General features: G+C 54.8%; 11 protein-coding genes. 3 read left to right on the top strand and 8 right to left on the bottom strand.

All coding sequences use genetic code 11. The features are described from left to right. Positions 1 to 175: 175 nt before the first annotated feature. Positions 176 to 1,174, top strand: a complete 999-nt coding sequence (gene fbp / locus E2L00_RS08755; RefSeq protein ID WP_167609961.1) for a class 1 fructose-bisphosphatase — start codon at positions 176 to 178, stop codon at positions 1,172 to 1,174. 89 nt (positions 1,175 to 1,263) lie between these two features. On the opposite strand, the gene E2L00_RS08750 is transcribed toward fbp, so the two are convergent. The 5 genes from E2L00_RS08750 to ytfQ all read right to left on the bottom strand — a co-directional run bounded on the left by E2L00_RS08750 (position 1,264) and on the right by ytfQ (position 7,560). Beyond that, positions 1,264 to 2,817 (bottom strand): methyl-accepting chemotaxis protein, encoded by a 1,554-nt coding sequence (locus E2L00_RS08750; protein WP_167609958.1) that lies wholly within the window; start codon positions 2,815 to 2,817, stop codon positions 1,264 to 1,266. A gap of 97 nt (positions 2,818 to 2,914) precedes the next feature. Further along, entirely contained in the window at positions 2,915 to 3,916 is a 1,002-nt protein-coding gene (gene yjfF / locus E2L00_RS08745; RefSeq protein WP_167609955.1) for a galactofuranose ABC transporter, permease protein YjfF, read from the bottom strand. Beyond that, a complete protein-coding gene (ytfT, locus tag E2L00_RS08740; RefSeq protein ID WP_167609952.1) occupies positions 3,903 to 4,934 on the bottom strand; it encodes a galactofuranose ABC transporter, ATP-binding protein YtfT in 1,032 nt (343 codons plus the stop codon). Before ytfT ends, yjfF begins: the two co-directional genes overlap by 14 nt. A gap of 10 nt (positions 4,935 to 4,944) precedes the next feature. Then, the gene (gene ytfR, locus E2L00_RS08735) at positions 4,945 to 6,444 is read right to left on the bottom strand and encodes a galactofuranose ABC transporter, ATP-binding protein YtfR (protein ID WP_167609949.1); all 1,500 of its coding nucleotides are present in this window, start codon (positions 6,442 to 6,444) and stop codon (positions 4,945 to 4,947) included. 159 nt (positions 6,445 to 6,603) lie between these two features. Further along, positions 6,604 to 7,560, bottom strand: coding sequence for a galactofuranose ABC transporter, galactofuranose-binding protein YtfQ (ytfQ, locus tag E2L00_RS08730; protein ID WP_167609946.1), 957 nt, complete (start codon positions 7,558 to 7,560; stop codon positions 6,604 to 6,606). Positions 7,561 to 7,961: 401 nt separating this feature from the next. On the opposite strand from ytfQ, the gene ppa reads away from it, so the two are divergent. Further along, positions 7,962 to 8,492 (top strand): inorganic diphosphatase, encoded by a 531-nt coding sequence (ppa, locus tag E2L00_RS08725; RefSeq protein WP_167609943.1) that lies wholly within the window; start codon positions 7,962 to 7,964, stop codon positions 8,490 to 8,492. Between the two features lie 80 nt (positions 8,493 to 8,572). Here ppa and E2L00_RS08720 read toward each other — a convergent pair whose 3' ends face one another. Genes E2L00_RS08720 through tamA form a run of 3 tightly spaced genes read right to left on the bottom strand, consistent with a single transcriptional unit; the run spans position 8,573 to position 14,429 of the window. Beyond that, positions 8,573 to 8,917: a gamma-glutamylcyclotransferase family protein gene (locus tag E2L00_RS08720; RefSeq protein WP_167609940.1), complete on the bottom strand. Its 345-nt coding sequence runs from the start codon at positions 8,915 to 8,917 to the stop codon at positions 8,573 to 8,575. A 2-nt stretch (positions 8,918 to 8,919) separates the two neighbouring features. Then, complete coding sequence (tamB, locus tag E2L00_RS08715; RefSeq protein ID WP_167609937.1) at positions 8,920 to 12,699, bottom strand: autotransporter assembly complex protein TamB; 3,780 nt, start codon at positions 12,697 to 12,699, stop codon at positions 8,920 to 8,922. After that, on the bottom strand, positions 12,696 to 14,429 hold the full coding sequence (gene tamA, locus E2L00_RS08710) for an autotransporter assembly complex protein TamA (RefSeq protein ID WP_167609934.1): 1,734 nt from the start codon (positions 14,427 to 14,429) through the stop codon (positions 12,696 to 12,698). Before tamA ends, tamB begins: the two co-directional genes overlap by 4 nt. 225 nt (positions 14,430 to 14,654) lie before the next feature. On the opposite strand from tamA, the gene msrA reads away from it, so the two are divergent. Then, entirely contained in the window at positions 14,655 to 15,293 is a 639-nt protein-coding gene (gene msrA / locus E2L00_RS08705) for a peptide-methionine (S)-S-oxide reductase MsrA (RefSeq protein ID WP_167609927.1), read from the top strand. Positions 15,294 to 15,552: the final 259 nt, after the last annotated feature.

Here is a 15,552-nt window from a genome sequence, read left to right as displayed (position 1 = left end):
AAAACTATCCTTTCTCTGTTTGGCGCACATTCTACCCGCATGTACCGCGGTGAATAAACGCAATTCAGGAAATTCCGTATTTTGCTGGCGCGATTCACCTGTGCGCTAAGATTTGAAAGTTTGTTAAGATTGTTGCAACCGCTTTATCCAACTGAAACATGCAGGGAAAGTGTTTATGAAAACGTTAGGTGAATTTATTGTCGAGAAGCAGCACGAGTTTCCCCACGCAACCGGCGAGCTCACTGCTTTACTGTCGGCGATAAAGCTGGGCGCCAAGATCATCCACCGCGATATCAATAAGGCCGGACTGGTCGATATCCTGGGGGCCAGCGGCGCTGAAAACGTGCAGGGCGAGGTGCAGCAAAAGCTCGATCTGTTCGCGAATGAAAAACTGAAAGCAGCACTGAAGGCCCGGGGAATGGTAGCGGGTATCGCCTCCGAAGAAGAAGATGAGATTGTCGTTTTCGAAGGAGAAGAGCATGCCAAATACGTCGTGTTAATGGACCCGCTCGATGGCTCATCTAACATTGATGTCAACGTCTCCGTCGGCACTATTTTCTCTATCTATCGTCGCATCACGCCGGTTGGCTCCCCTGTTACCGAGGCGGATTTCCTTCAGCCGGGTAACAAGCAGGTTGCCGCAGGTTACGTGGTTTACGGTTCCTCCACCATGCTGGTTTATACCACCGGCTGCGGGGTTCACGCTTTTACTTACGACCCGTCGCTGGGCGTGTTCTGCCTGTGTCAGGAGCGCATGCGTTTCCCGGAAAAGGGCAATACCTATTCCATTAACGAAGGCAATTACATTCGTTTCCCGAACGGCGTGAAAAAATACATTAAGTTCTGTCAGGAAGAAGACAACTCAACGCAGCGCCCTTACACCTCGCGCTACATTGGCTCGCTGGTCGCGGATTTCCACCGCAACCTGCTCAAAGGCGGGATTTATCTGTATCCAAGCACCGCCAGCCACCCGGAAGGAAAACTGCGTCTGCTGTATGAAGGCAATCCCATGGCCTTCCTGGCCGAGCAGGCAGGCGGTAAAGCAAGCGATGGTAAAGAGCGCATCCTGGATATTATTCCGGAATCTCTGCACCAGCGCCGCCCGTTCTTTGTTGGCAACGAGCATATGGTAGAAGACGTGGAACGCTTTATTCGCGAGTTCCCGGACGCTTAACTATTTTCGCTACGGTGGCGGGCGCGCTGCCCGTCCGCCCTACAGATCGATGAGTTTGTAGGGCGGATAAGCGCAGCGTCATCCGCCATTTAGCATCTGAACGACGCCATTGCCGCAACGAGCTGCTGAGACTGCTCCTCCAGCGAACGAGTCGCAGCCGAGGACTGCTGCACCAGGGCCGCATTCTGCTGTGCTGCTTCATCCATCTGGCTTACCGCAATATTCACCTGTTCAATACCGTGACTCTGCTCGTTAGACGCGCTGGCAATCTGGCGCATCAGTTTAGTCATGCGCGTCACTTCTTCGGCAATCTCATCCATGGTTTCGCCCGCCTGCTGGGCAAGATCACGGCCTTCGCCGACGTGATTTTGTGAATCAGATATCAAGGTACGGATTTCTTTTGCCGCGTCGGCGCTGCGGCTTGCCAGAATACGCACCTCGCCGGCCACAACAGCAAAGCCGCGGCCCTGTTCACCGGCACGCGCGGCTTCTACCGAGGCGTTCAACGCCAGGATATTGGTCTGGAAAGCGATGCCGTCAATAGCGCTTAAAATATCGGCGATACGATCGGAGCTGGTGGCGATATCACGCATTTTTTCGATAACGTAGCACACCATTTCGCTGCCGCGATCGGCGGTATCGGAGACATCCTTCGCAAGCTTGTGCGCCTGTTCGGCGTTGTCGGCGTTTTGTTTCACCGTCGCGGTGATCTGCTCCATGCTGGCGGCGGTTTGCTCGAGGGAAGTGGCGGTCGATTCGGTACGCTGAGAGAGATTCTGATTACCCGCCGCCAGCTCCCGGCTGCCGGTATCAATCTGTGAACTGGCGTCACGAACGCGGCCCACCGACTCGGTCAGAGAGTTGCGCATCGCGGCAATGGCGCTAGCCAGGCGGCCAAACTCATTGTTACCCGCAACCTGCAGCTCACGCGTTAAATCACCTTCCGCCACATACTCCAGCTGTTCGATGGATTCATTAAGCGGTTTCAGCAGCAGATGGCGCAGGGCAAGCCACACCAGCACGATAATGCCCGCCGTCAATAGCGCCGCAATAACGATAAGCGTGAGGACAATTTTCTTCTGCTTCTGGATAGCAGCCACTTCGTCGTTGCCGCGCTGTTCGCCCCACAGGTGGAAGATCTGTACGTCGGTATCAAACTTCTGCGACAGCGGGATCAGGCCATTTTCCAGCAAATCGTAATAGTCATCCGGGCTTTGCTTGTTCAGCGCAGCCACCATCGGCGTAATGCCTTTGGCAAGATAATCGGCATAAGTCTGCGCCAGGTTTTTGACAAGCTGGTTACCCTCTTCATTGTCCACGCCGCTGTCAATGAAGGCTTTAATTTCCTGCTGACCGTGAGTGGCTTCGCCGATAACGGTGCTGGTCGACTTCGCCGCATCTTCCAGCATGCCGATTTCCATCTGGCGTACCGCCTGTCCGGCTTCGTTGCGGGCGCGCAGCAGGGAGGTATAGCCGTCGGTCAGACGCACCATCTGTTCACCCTGCAGACGGTTTACTTTTTCGAGCGAACTGGAGCTTTGTTGCAACGCAAAAATACCAATACCGCTGACGACCAACAGCAGAAATGTCATCACTGCCAGTAACGTTAGCAGACCCGTACGAATCGACAGATTTCTTAACATGCTTCTCTTCCCGGTGACTTAAGTCATTTAATAACTCGTGCGGAGGTTATCGGCAGTCACCGGGGAAAGTTTAGACGTTTTTTGTTAATTCAATATGTTACGGCCGGGTTGCAGTAACGCTAATACGTTTAACAGGCGAGCTCTGGCGATTTTCCCACAGCACCGTTAGCCCACGCTGTAAGGCGATAAAAATAAACAACAAAATGCCGATGGCGATTTTTGTCCACCAGGAGCTGAGCGTGCCATCGAAATTGATATAGGTCTGGATCAGCCCCTGAATCGCCACGCCAAACAACGTGCCCAGCACGGTGCCCACCCCGCCGCTCAGCAGCGTACCGCCGATAACCACGGAAGCAATGGCATCCAGCTCAACGCCCATACCCGCCAGCGCGTAGCCTGCGGAGGTGTAGAGCGAGAAGACAATACCCGCGAGCGTTGCAAGCCCGGTGGAAAGCATATAGATGCGCACGGTTGTGCTGCGCGTCGAGATACCCATCAGGTTAGCCGAGGTTGCGCTGCCGCCGATGGCGTAAACCTGATTCCCGAAACGGGTACGATGGGCAAGGAAGATACCAATCACCACCACGGCCAGCATCAGCAGCCCCATGGCGCTCAGGCGTCCACCGCCGGGAATATGCCAGGCGAGGCTGGAAAGCGTTTCGTAGATCGGATGGTTAATGGGAATCGACTCCTCAGAAACCAGATAGCTGACGCCGCGCAGGAAGAACATGCCGGCAAGCGTAATGATAAAGGCCGGAATTTTCAGCGCGTCGATAAGCCAGCCCATAAACGCGCCAAACGCACAGCCCATCGCCAGCACCAGCGGGAAAGCGACGAGCGGCGACAATCCCCAAAAGCCGATTGCTTTGGCGAGGAACACGCCGGTAAAGGCGATCACCGAGCCAACCGAGAGATCGATGCCGCCGGAAAGAATAACGAAGGTCATGCCGACGGCGATAATTCCCAGGAAAGCATTATCGGTCAGGATATTGCAAATCACCCTTGTTGAGGCGAAGCCGGGAAACTGCGTCAGGCAATACAGATAACCCAGCACGAATACCGCCAGGGTTATCATCAACGGGAGGTTACGTTTGATCATCGCGGCGAAGTCCTTTGAGCAAAGCAATAAAACGCGGCGACTGCACGATCAGCACGCACATCACCACGACGGCTTTCACAACCTGGTTAAGTTCAGGCGGAAAACCGGAGAGCAGAATGCCGGTATTCATCCCCTGGATAATCAGCGCGCCAACCACGGACAGCGCAATATTAAAACGCCCGCCCATCAGCGAACCGCCGCCGATAACCACCGCGAGAATGGCGTCCAGCTCCAGCCACAGCCCGGCGTTATTCGCATCGGCCCCGCGTATATCTGCCGTGACGATGATCCCGGCAATTGCCGCGCACACGCCGCTCAGTACATAGGTCAGCATCACAACGATACGTGTATTCACCCCAGCGTTTTTGGCGGCGCGAATATTAATCCCTACGGATTCGATAAACAGGCCAAGCGCCGTTTTGCGGGTAAACAACCAGAAAACAATCAGCGTAGCGATGGCAATAATGACCGGCGTCGGGAAGAAGAACAGCGAGCCGCTGCCGAGAAACGACAGGCTGGGTGAGTTAAAGGTGACGATTTGCCCGGTTGTAATAAGCTGCGCCACGCCGCGCCCGGCCACCATCAGGATCAAAGTCGCCACGAAGGGCTGGATTTTCAGAATGGCGACCAGGATGCCGTTCCACAATCCTGCCAGGATGCCAACGCCGAGCGAAGCCAGCAGCACAACGCTCAGGCTGTGGCCCTCCACCGTGAGCGTGGCGGCCGTCGCCCCGGCAATCGCCATCACTGCACCCACGGACAGATCGATGCCACCGGTTGCGATGACCAGCGTCATGCCGATGGCCAGCAGCGCGACCGGCGCCGCGCGGTTCAGGATGTCGATTGGGCTGCCGAACAGACGCCCGTCCTGCACGACGATATTAAAGAAATGGTTGGCGACCAGGCTGTCGACCAGCAAGACCAGCACCAGCGCGATTAACTGCGGAATACCGGGCGGCCAGCGGAAGCTGCGCTTTGGCTTCGGCACCTCGGTTTGCGGCAATGAACGAGACATCACGTGTTACTCCTTATGCCGCAATGGCATTCATAATGGCCGAAACGGAGAGCTCTTCGAGCGGGATCTCCGCTACCTGCTGTCGGTCGCGCATGATCACCACGCGATCCGCGTAACCTACCAGTTCCTCCAGTTCAGAGGAGATAACCAGCAGCGCCAGACCGTCGGCGCAGAGCGTTTCTATCAGGCGGATAATTTCCGCGTGCGCGCCTACGTCGATGCCTCGCGTTGGCTCATCGAGGATCAGGAACTGCGGTTTAGTCAGCAGCCAGCGCGAAAGCAGGACTTTTTGCTGATTGCCGCCGGAGAGAAATTCAATCGGCTGGTCGGGACCCGGCGTGCGGATACCAAGCTGGCGGATAAACCGCTCGGCTATCTGATACTGCTCACGCTTAGGAATAGGCCGCAGCCAGCCGCGTTGCGCCTGTAATGCCAGGATAATATTTTCACGTACCGAAGCGGCGGCAATAATCCCGTCGGTTTTGCGATCTTCCGGGCAGAAGCCGATGCCCAGAGACGAGGCTTTATGCGGCGAACGCAGCGTTTGCGGTTTGCCTTTGATCGTCGCGCTGCCGCTGTCGGCGGGCTTAATGCCAAAAATTACTTCTGCGGTTTCGGTTCTTCCCGATCCCAGCAATCCGGCAAGCCCGACGATTTCGCCTGGCCGCACCTCAAGATCGAACGGATTGATAACGCCCTTCTTGCCAAAATTTTTAAACGCTGCGACAGGTTTTTCACTCAGCAACGTACGTCCGGCGCGCTGCAACGCATCCGTGTCCAGCTCGCGGCCCAGCATCATCTTCACCAGATCGATCTGCGGCAGCTCTTTTGTCTCACGGGTGCCCACAAATGTCCCGTTACGCAGCACCGTGATCCTGTCGCTTACCTCATAAACCTGATCGAGGAAATGGGTGACGAAGATCAAACTGACGCCCTGATCGCGCAGTTGCCGCATCAGGGTAAAGAGCATTTCAACTTCTTTGGTGTCGAGGCTGGCGGTAGGCTCATCAAGGATCAGCACCTTAGCTGACAGATCGATGGCGCGGCAGATGGCGACAATCTGCTGCATCGCCACGGAATAACGGTTGAGCGGTTCGGCTACGTCCAGCGAGAAGCCATAAGATTCCATCAGCGCAGCGGCGCGCTTTTCCATTTCTTTACGGCGCAGCAGGCCAAAACGGCGCGGCTCGCGGCCAATAAACAGATTGTCCGCCACTGACATATTGGGCAGTAAATTCACTTCCTGGTAAACCGTACCGATGCCGAGCCGCTGGGCATCGGCGGTATTTTTTGGCGAAACAGACTCGCCTTCCAGATAAATATTGCCGCTGTCACGCTGGTAAACGCCGGTCAGCGCTTTGATTAACGTTGATTTCCCGGCGCCGTTTTCACCGAGCAGCGCCATGATTTCTCCGCGCCGTAAGCTAAAGTCCACTTTATCGAGCGCCTTAACCCCCGGAAAAAACTTACTCAGGCCCTCCGTGCGCAGAATTTCCTGATTGTTTGTGTTCATCGACGAACTCCCGCCAAAGTACAGCTGTAGGGTGGATAGGCAACAGCGCCATCCACCTGTGCCATTCACGGTGGAGTGCGCTCTGAATGGCGGATGACGCTACGCTTATCCGCCCTACATACAGCACGCCTCCCATAAGAGAGGCGCAATCAATACAGCTTAATAACCCATTGATTTTTTCTTCTCTAACTCTTCTTTAGCCGTATCCGGCAGGTAAAGGGTAGATTTGGTGATGGTTACTTTTTCCGGCATGGTGCCGTCTTTTTTGAATTTCTCAAGCGCGTCAAACGCAGGCCCTGCCATGTTTGGCGTCAGTTCTACGCTGGCGTTTGCTTCGCCGTCCATCATCGCTTTGTAGATATCCGGCACGCCGTCAATGGAACCGGTGAGGATATCTTTACCCGGCTTCAGACCCGCCTCTTTAATGGCCTGGATGGCGCCGATCACCATGTCGTCGTTATGCGCGTAAACCATGCAGATATTTTTGCCGTTGTTCTCAGCTTTGATAAAGCTTTCCATGACTTCTTTACCTTTACTGCGGGTAAAATCGCCGGACTGAGAACGAATGATTTTCACGTTAGAAGCTTTGGAGATAGCATCGGCAAAGCCTTTCTTACGATCGATAGCCACGCTCGCGCCTACCGTGCCCTGCAGCTCAACCACGTTACATTGTTTGCCGTTCAGCTCTTTTAGCAGCCATTCGCCAATCAACTGACCTTCCAGCACGTTGTTGGCGGTGACAACGGTCATGTAGAGCGATTTATCCTTAACGTCGATATTACGGTCGAGCAGGAAGACCGGAATTTTGGCTTCTTTTGCTTCCTGGAGCACCGGCTCCCAGCCCGTGGCGACGATTGGCGCAATAAAGATAGCGTCCACGCCCTGGGCGATAAACGAGCGTACGGCTTTAATCTGGTTTTCCTGTTTTTGCTGTCCGTCAGCGATTTTCAGCGTGATACCACGTTTCTCGGCCTCGCTCTTTGCAACTGAAGTTTCTGCCGCGCGCCAGCCGGATTCAGAACCTACCTGCGAAAAGCCAACGGTTAATGGAGCAGCAATGGCCATAGACGACATTGCTGCGGAGACTGCAGAGACCAAAAGTAAGCGCTTCCACATAGGTGCATCCTCGTAGGGTTATTGTTGGTTAAAATCTGGCCTTCGCGGGAAACTATAGCCGACCTGAGATGTAACATAATGAGTTACATCACAATTCGAAGAAGTAACGAAAATGTTAATGCCCTTGTCAGAGCTGATACCGCTGAAAGGCTATTGATGCGGAGATTACATCAGGCGTGAAACATAAAGATTTTTTTATATCCGAAAAGCATCGGTTCCCTGAGTTGTAACCGGTTACACTAATTTATAAATAAAGCACCTGCCTTTATGGATAATCTTACCGCCGGAGCGTTCTGAAAATGGGCCAGATGGGTGATCCGCAAGAAAAGATTTCAGGACATTTAAAGCCAGTTGGCTATAATACCGGGCACTTGAATGACACCAGTTTAAAGGAAACAGACATGAGCTTACTCAACGTCCCTGCGGGCAAAGATCTGCCAGAAGACATCTACGTTGTTATCGAAATCCCGGCGAACGCTGACCCTATCAAATATGAAATTGATAAAGACACCGGCGCGCTGTTCGTTGACCGTTTCATGTCTACCGCAATGTTCTATCCGTGCAACTACGGTTACATCAACCACACCCTGTCTTTAGACGGTGACCCGGTTGACGTGCTAGTCCCAACGCCGTACCCGCTTCAGCCAGGTTCTGTGATTCGTTGCCGCCCGGTGGGCGTACTGAAAATGACCGACGAAGCCGGTGAAGATGCCAAGCTGGTTGCGGTTCCGCACACCAAACTGAGCAAAGAATACGATCACATCAAAGATGTGAACGACCTGCCAGAGCTGCTGAAAGCGCAGATTTCCCACTTCTTCGAGCAGTATAAGGCGCTTGAGAAAGGCAAATGGGTGAAAGTTGAAGGCTGGGACAACGCCGAAGCTGCGAAAGCGGAAATCGTTGCTTCCTTCGAGCGCGCGCAAAAGAAATAATGCTGCTTTAACTTCGCAGTATGTGAAAACACCGCCTGAGAGCGGTGTTTTTTTATGTTTTTTTCAGCCTCAAAGAGTGCTTAATAGCGATCTTTATCCAGCCAGTTACCGCTATCGATACGGGTTAATTTCTCCACCGGACGCTGATATACGTACATCCAGGCGCTGCCGTAATCTGTCTGAATGAGCTGACGCTTATACTCGCCGCCTTTGGTGCGCAGGGCATCCAGTTCAGCAAGTGTAGAGGCATCAATACGGTAGACTTCGCCTTGTACGTTTCCCTCACCCGGCACTGCACCCGGATAATGGCCGAGACTGTAGAGCACATAGTCAACCTGTGTATGGTAGCCCAGCCACTGGGCGTTAGTCATCCAGTGGCTGTTACCTTGCTTGCGTCGTAAACTGCCGTAAACAAATATTCGCATTGCTAAAACTCAAACTGATAGAGCACATCAAGTGCCTGATCTATGCCAGACACCGCTTCCAGATATAGCTTAGGCATCAGGCGATAACGCAGTGTCAGAGTCGCCAACGAGTCAAAAATACCCACGCCATATTTCACCTGGAGACCCGGCAGTACATAACCACTGACCACCACCTGGGAAGAATCGCCTACCCCTGCGGTATCCAGCGCCAGATTGCTTACGCCAAACGTCTCGCCGATTTTACCCACAACCTGCCCACTCTGTGCAACCCCCAGACCGACAAGCGCGGAGGTTAATGCGTTACCGTCATCGCCCGTAGAGTCCAGCCCCTGTCCGCGAAGCAGGTAGGATAAGGCTTCCTGCTGTGACATCGCGGGGTCAGAAAATATCTCAGCTTTTGGTTCATCGGCCATCCCCGTGACGCGAACACCGGCAATAACGTCGTCTTCGGTCGCTTCAGGATTACGAATCGCCTCGATATTCAGCAGCGGCTGATCCGGCGGACCAGAGAATAACAGCTCGCCTTTCCGTACGATCAAATCCTGGCCATAGGCATGATAACGCCCTTCCGGGATATTAATCTGGCCGTTAAGACCCAGACCCTGACGATCCTGTACCATTTTCAGGTCGCCGTTGAGTCGCGCCTTGAGTCCAAACGCGTCCATACGCACATTATTGCCGACATGGATAATCAGATTACTGTTGATTGGAATGCCCGCGGTTTGCGGCTTCTCCGGCCTGAGTGTTTTATCCAGCATCACTTCATCGCCGGAGACGCCCACCGAGCTTTCCGGCACTTCCTGAACGACGATACGCGCCCAGGGAATATCGACGCTGCCGTCCAGCGTGAACAGACTTGGCGTGGCAACGAATACAATGTCCGGTGAGACGTCCAGGCGCACCATTGGCGGTACGGTAATGCGCACTTTGCTGCCCTTCGCCGCCACGCGCGCGCGCCAGTTGTCGAGCTGCGCCCAGTCCGCATCGCCGCTCAGGGCAATATCTCCCTGTTTGGTGCGCACCGTGCCGACTAACGTTGAACTCATGCCGTTGAAGTTCATGGCAACCTGGCTTGGCTGCATATCAAACGGCATAAAATTGGCATCAATATCCACGCCGTTTAGCTGCAGTTGCCCGTACATCTGCGGCCGTGCCAGGTTGCCGCCCAGACGCAGATTCGCGTTGAGCTTACCGGCAGCCTTTTCACCACGAGAGAAAATAGCGTTGGCAATAGCGAGATCGAAACCGCGCATGTTGACGTTGCCGGCAAGGTTACGACGGCCTTCTGGATCGGTAATTTGCAGCTGTCCGTCGAACTGGCCGTTGTTCGCCACGCGTATCAGCCAGCCAAGCTGGGCGCGGTTATTTTTCAGCTCTGCGCTGAGGTTTAACGTGTCGAATGAAACCGGCAGCGGACTGTCATTCACATCCTGAATCACCTTCACGCCGCGTCCGTTCAGCGTTATCTGCCCCTGCGGCAGACCACCGGCTTCGCTGTCCCAGCTTACGTCAGCACGCCCGCTGAACGTTCCGCTCGCCTGCGTGGTTTCGGGCATAAACGGTTTTAGCATGGCGAGGTCGAAGCGGTTGAGGTTAACGACCGCACGGCCCTTCGCACCGGCATCAATAGTTTGCGGGACGCACAGCTCAGCGTTCGGGTTAGTCCAGCAGTGTGGCCCGATGCTGATTTTCTGCTCTTTGTTGCGGTAATCCAGCGCAATGGCGCGGTTCAGGCGCCACGGGCCAACCGGCGTTTCAAAACGAGTATCCGAGAGGCTGCCGCGCCAGCGTTGTTCAGCGCGATCGAATCCGCCGCTGAGGCTAAGCTGTCCGGAAACCGGTTCGCCCTGAATGCGCAACTGGAGCTGATGCTGCTTCTCGCTGCCTTTCGCCTCCAGCGTGACGAGGCTGATGTTCACGTCAGGCTGCGCGATGCGTTCCACGCGAAGATTCAGGTTACCGCCGATTTGGTCGGTGGATTTCACATCCCCTTTCAACAGCACGCGAGCGATGGAAAGTTCCTGCCAGCGCAGGCCATTCGCGGTGAAATCGGCAAGCAGCTGCGGGGCTTTTACATCGCCGCGGGCTTTAATCGTGCCCTTCGCCGTGCCGCCCAGCCCCGGAAGCGCGTTGTCCAGGTTCGGCGCATCGATGCTGGCATCCAGCGCCAGCTCTTTCGGCCCCAGCTCTCCTTTCACATCGGCACTGTTGCGGCCAAGTTCCAGATGCAGACCGGGGATGTTCCACTGCATGTAGCTATTGCCTTTCAGCTTCCCGGCAATGCTCACTTTGTTTTGCTTCACATTTCCGGCGAGCTTCAGTTCCGGCACGTCCATCTGCCAGGTTCCGCCGTAAAGGCTGCCGCTGGTTTTCGCGAAGCCGTCAAGCTTCGCAGGCCAGTCCGGGTACTGTTTCGCGGTGTTGATGCCGTCGAGTTTCAGCTCGCCGCGCCAGCTAATCGCTTTGCTCCAGTCGAGCACGGCTTTCAGGTCGGTATGGCCCTGAAGCGCCGCAATGCTTAGCTTATCAAGATTGAGCTGCTGCTCGTTGCCTTTGCCGTCCAGCGTAATAGTGGCGGGCGGGATCTGCGCGCCTTTTACTGCGGTGCGGAACGAGAGCGCATAATCCGTCATTTTGCCGCTAAACTTCAGCTTCACATCATCGGCCTGGTACGCTTTCTCGCCGCTAAACGGCCAGTAAAGCTGTTTGCTGACAATCTCGAGATTCAGCGGCAGGCCCGCCTCGGCAAGCTGAGTTTGCGCAGTGAGTTCCATATCCACCGGCCCTGAGAGATTCATGCCCACTTTCAGCACGTCCCGCAGCTCCCCGCCGATCTTTATTTTTACCTTCTCGCCTTTAACGGGATCGATATTCAACGTGGTGTTAAGCGTCAGATCGACCGGCCATTTATCGCGCAGTACCGCGCTGCCCGAGGCATTAACCAGGCCCTGAGAAGAATCCACGTCCAGCGCGTCCAGCTTCACGTTGCCGTCGATGCTGCTGACTTTAAGAAGCAGACTGCTGACCAGCAGATCCGTATCGCCCGTCAGACGAAGGTTAGCGCCGCGAAATTCCTGAATATTCAGGTTTAACGGCAGGTGAACATCCGTCATTTCCGGCAGGACAGGGTTTTCAAACAGCTTCTTAAGCGTCTCACCCAGCGGCAGTTCTTCCGGCTGCGGATTAGTTATTTTCGGTTCAACCACCTCTTCCTGAGCGACTTTCGCCACCTTTGGCAGCGCAATCAGCAAGCCTTCCAGGTTCGTTGGCGTAAGCGTCAGGTTGCGCTCCTGCCAGTTCAGACCAGAAGTGAACGCCATCACCGACACGGTGGTATTGTCGATTTTGATATTGACGTTATTAAGCGCAACGCGGCTAAGCGTTATGGGATACGGCGTGGTGAGATTGAGCGGGCCGCTGTCTTCTTCTTCTTCGGCAGGCGCGGAAGGCGGCATTTTTTTAGTGTCCACCACCACATCAATATCTTTGAGCGAGAAGTTATTTACGCAGATGCTGCTGTCGCGCAGGCAGGCGAGCTTCACGGCAAGATTAACTTCCCCTGCGTTAACATCCACACCCGGCTGCTGGTAGCGCAGATTTTTAATGGTCAGATTGCGCCAGCCGCCCGTGACGCTGCCAATTTCCAGCCCCGGCACCCAGCGATTTGCCGCATTAAACAGCAGGTGCAGTCCGGTGGTTGTCCCCACCAGGAAGCCCACCGCCCCAATCAGGAGTAAAACAACAATCAGCACCGCGAGGCTTATTTTCTTCCAACGACTCATAGTTCAGGCCCCAGACCGATGTAAAACTGTAATCCATGCTCGTCTTTATCCCCCACCGGGACTGCAAAATCGAGCTTGATGGGCCCGACAGGCGATTGCCAGCGCACGCCCACGCCGGCACCGGTTTTAAAGTTGCTCTGTTTGATATCGTTTACCGCCTCGCCCGAATCTACGAAAGCCGCCCCCCACCATTTGCCGCTGACGTTGTACTGATATTCCAGCGAGCCGGTGGCGAGTTTTGACGCGCCGGTCAGCTTGCCCTCTTCATTTTCAGGCGAGATAGATTTGTAGGAGTAGCCGCGGATACTGCGGTCGCCGCCCGCGAAGAAGCGCAGATCGGGCGGAACGCGTTCAAAGTCATTGGTTTCGATCCAGCCCAGATTGCCACGCACCACAAAGCGATGTTTTTCGAACAGGCTACGGATCCAGACGTTCTGCGCCTGGAGCACAACGAAGTCGACATCTGATCCCCACAGCGTATCGGAGTAATCAATGGAATAGCGCTGCGAATCGCCCCAGGTCGGCATCAGGCCACCGCGAGAACGGGTGCGGCTGAGGCTTAAGCCCGGATAAAGGAGCATGGTGGTGTCGGTGACGTCTGCCTGGGTAAAGTGATCGAAGCTCCAGCGCAGATTAATCGCGCGCTGCCAGCCGCTTGACAGATCCCAGTAACGCGAAACGGCGAGCGTTGTGGAGTCTGCTTCGGTATCGTTCAGGTCGGTACGTTTAAAGCCGCCCTGCAACAGATAGTATTGCTCCAGCGGGCTTTTAAGCAGCGGAACCTTATAGCTGAAATCCAGCACCTGTTCAGGCGCTGAAAGGCTGGTACTGGTGGTAAAGCTGTGGCCGTAAGAGTTGACCCAGGGCTTTTTCCAGGTGGCTTTCACTCGCGGGCCAACGTCCGTGGAATAACCCACGCCGGTTTCGATGGTGTTTTCGATACGCGGCGAGACAACGCCGTGCAGCGGTAATATTTTAGTTTTGCGGGCCTTATCAAATTCTGGCGCCACAACCACGGACTTAAACCAGCCCGTTGCGGATAAACGACGGTTCAGTTCAGCCAGGTCACGCGACTGGTAATAATCACCTTCTTTAAACGGCAGCAGATTTTGCAGATATTCGTCGCGGATCTGTGAACCTTCGAAGGTGACATCGCCAAAACGGTAGCGCTGCCCGCTGTCGTAATCGATATCCCAGAATGCCTGACGGCGCTCAAGCGAAACGCCAAGCTGGTGCTTTTTGAACTCGCTGTCGAAATACCCTTTGCGCAGTGAGACGTTAGTCAGGCTCTTTTTAAACTTTTCGTAATCACCATGATTAAGAATGGTGCCGTTTTTTGGACGATTGCGCAGCAGGCTGAGGAAGTCATGGTCGTCGCGCGCGCCGCCCCGAAGAATGACATCCGTGCCGCCTATCAGCACCGGCGGGCCAGCTTCAACCTCTGCCTTCAGCACCTGGCGGCCTTTTGGCGGCGGTGGAAGCAGGTCGAAGTTGATGGTTGGCTCATAGTAGCCAAGCGCCTTAAGCCCATCGCGGATGGCTTCATCCACGCGGGCCTGAAAGCGCCGGTCCGGCGTTACTTCGTCACTCTGGATTGTAGAAAGCTGCGCACGGACGTTTTTCTGTAGCTCTCCCGTTAATCCTTCGACCTGTAATCGCACGCTGGCAGCGCCAGTATACGTGCTCGCCAGGCATAAACTCGCCAGACATAATTTACGGATTTTTGGCACGTTTTCTCCTGAATATCCTTGTCCCCACCCCGACCGGTAACTTCTGTACCGCTCCGCGGTTTAACAAAACCCCAACATTCGGGGTTGAAAACTGCTCAAAGACCCAAATAATTCTTCTATGTACTGTAGTCTCATAAAGCGTGGATATTGTCTGCAATTACACGCCTCGTTACAACCGCCTGACGGTTGTAGCCTCTTTTGCCGATATCGGGAGATCAAAAACTGATGAAATTATTCGAGAAAACCCATCCCGTTGCGCAATCCGAAGCCTTACCAGGCCGTAACACCCCGATGCCGGTTGCAACCCTGCATGCCGTTAACGAACATTCCATGACCAATGTACCAGATGGTATGGAGATCGCTTATTTTGCGATGGGCTGTTTCTGGGGCGTTGAACGCTTGTTCTGGCAGGTTCCCGGCGTTTACAGCACGGCGGCTGGCTATACAGCAGGATATACGCCAAATCCTACCTACCGTGAAGTCTGCACCGGCCAGACCGGCCATACCGAAGCGGTGCGCGTGGTCTACGACCCAAAAGCCGTGAGCTACGAGCAGCTTTTGCAGGTGTTCTGGGAGAATCACGATCCGGCTCAGGGCATGCGCCAGGGCGGCGATGTGGGCACGCAATATCGCTCCGGCATTTATCCGTTAACGCCGGAGCAGGATGCAGCAGCACGCGCAAGCCTGCGGCGTTTCCAGGATGCCATGGCGCAGGCGGGCGATAAACGCCAGGTCACCACCGAAATCGCCAACGCCGGGCCGTTCTACTACGCCGAGGACGATCACCAGCAATATCTGCATAAGAACCCGTACGGCTACTGCGGTATCGGCGGGATTGGGGTTTGCTTGCCGCCTCAGGGCTAAAACAGAAGCTTATGGCGGATGGCGCAGGCTTATCCGCCCTACTGGCTGAAAGTAAAATCCTGCCATTTTTTGAGCGTATGTAAGAACAAACCTGCCGGAGATGCCCGCTGGCGCAAATCAAAATCACGGAAGATTAAATAGCCTTTCAGGGGTTAAATTTTGCCCTCTGGCAGCCCGTCCCGCCCTTAAGCTATACTAGCCGTTGAAATTGCAGGCTTGCTCACGAGAGCAGCCCGCATTTTTTACGTATGACCCCATA

The sequence above is a fragment of the Cedecea colo genome (genome assembly GCF_011808225.1).
In the GTDB taxonomy this organism is placed as follows: domain Bacteria; phylum Pseudomonadota; class Gammaproteobacteria; order Enterobacterales; family Enterobacteriaceae; genus Dryocola; species Dryocola colo.
The sequence above is the reverse complement of the archived record's forward strand: the minus strand, read 5'-3'. Positions and strand labels throughout refer to the sequence as shown.

Bases quoted from the DNA above. Each gene is read 5' to 3' on its own strand.
- fbp (WP_167609961.1), top strand. From the start codon at position 176: ATGAAAACGTTAGGTGAATTTATTGTCGAGAAGCAGCACGAGTTTCCC.
- ytfQ (WP_167609946.1), bottom strand. From the start codon at position 7,560: ATGTGGAAGCGCTTACTTTTGGTCTCTGCAGTCTCCGCAGCAATGTCG.
- ppa (WP_167609943.1), top strand. From the start codon at position 7,962: ATGAGCTTACTCAACGTCCCTGCGGGCAAAGATCTGCCAGAAGACATC.
- ytfR (WP_167609949.1), bottom strand. From the start codon at position 6,444: ATGAACACAAACAATCAGGAAATTCTGCGCACGGAGGGCCTGAGTAAG.
- yjfF (WP_167609955.1), bottom strand. From the start codon at position 3,916: ATGATCAAACGTAACCTCCCGTTGATGATAACCCTGGCGGTATTCGTG.
- tamB (WP_167609937.1), bottom strand. From the start codon at position 12,699: ATGAGTCGTTGGAAGAAAATAAGCCTCGCGGTGCTGATTGTTGTTTTA.
- E2L00_RS08720 (WP_167609940.1), bottom strand. From the start codon at position 8,917: ATGCGAATATTTGTTTACGGCAGTTTACGACGCAAGCAAGGTAACAGC.
- msrA (WP_167609927.1), top strand. From the start codon at position 14,655: ATGAAATTATTCGAGAAAACCCATCCCGTTGCGCAATCCGAAGCCTTA.
- E2L00_RS08750 (WP_167609958.1), bottom strand. From the start codon at position 2,817: ATGTTAAGAAATCTGTCGATTCGTACGGGTCTGCTAACGTTACTGGCA.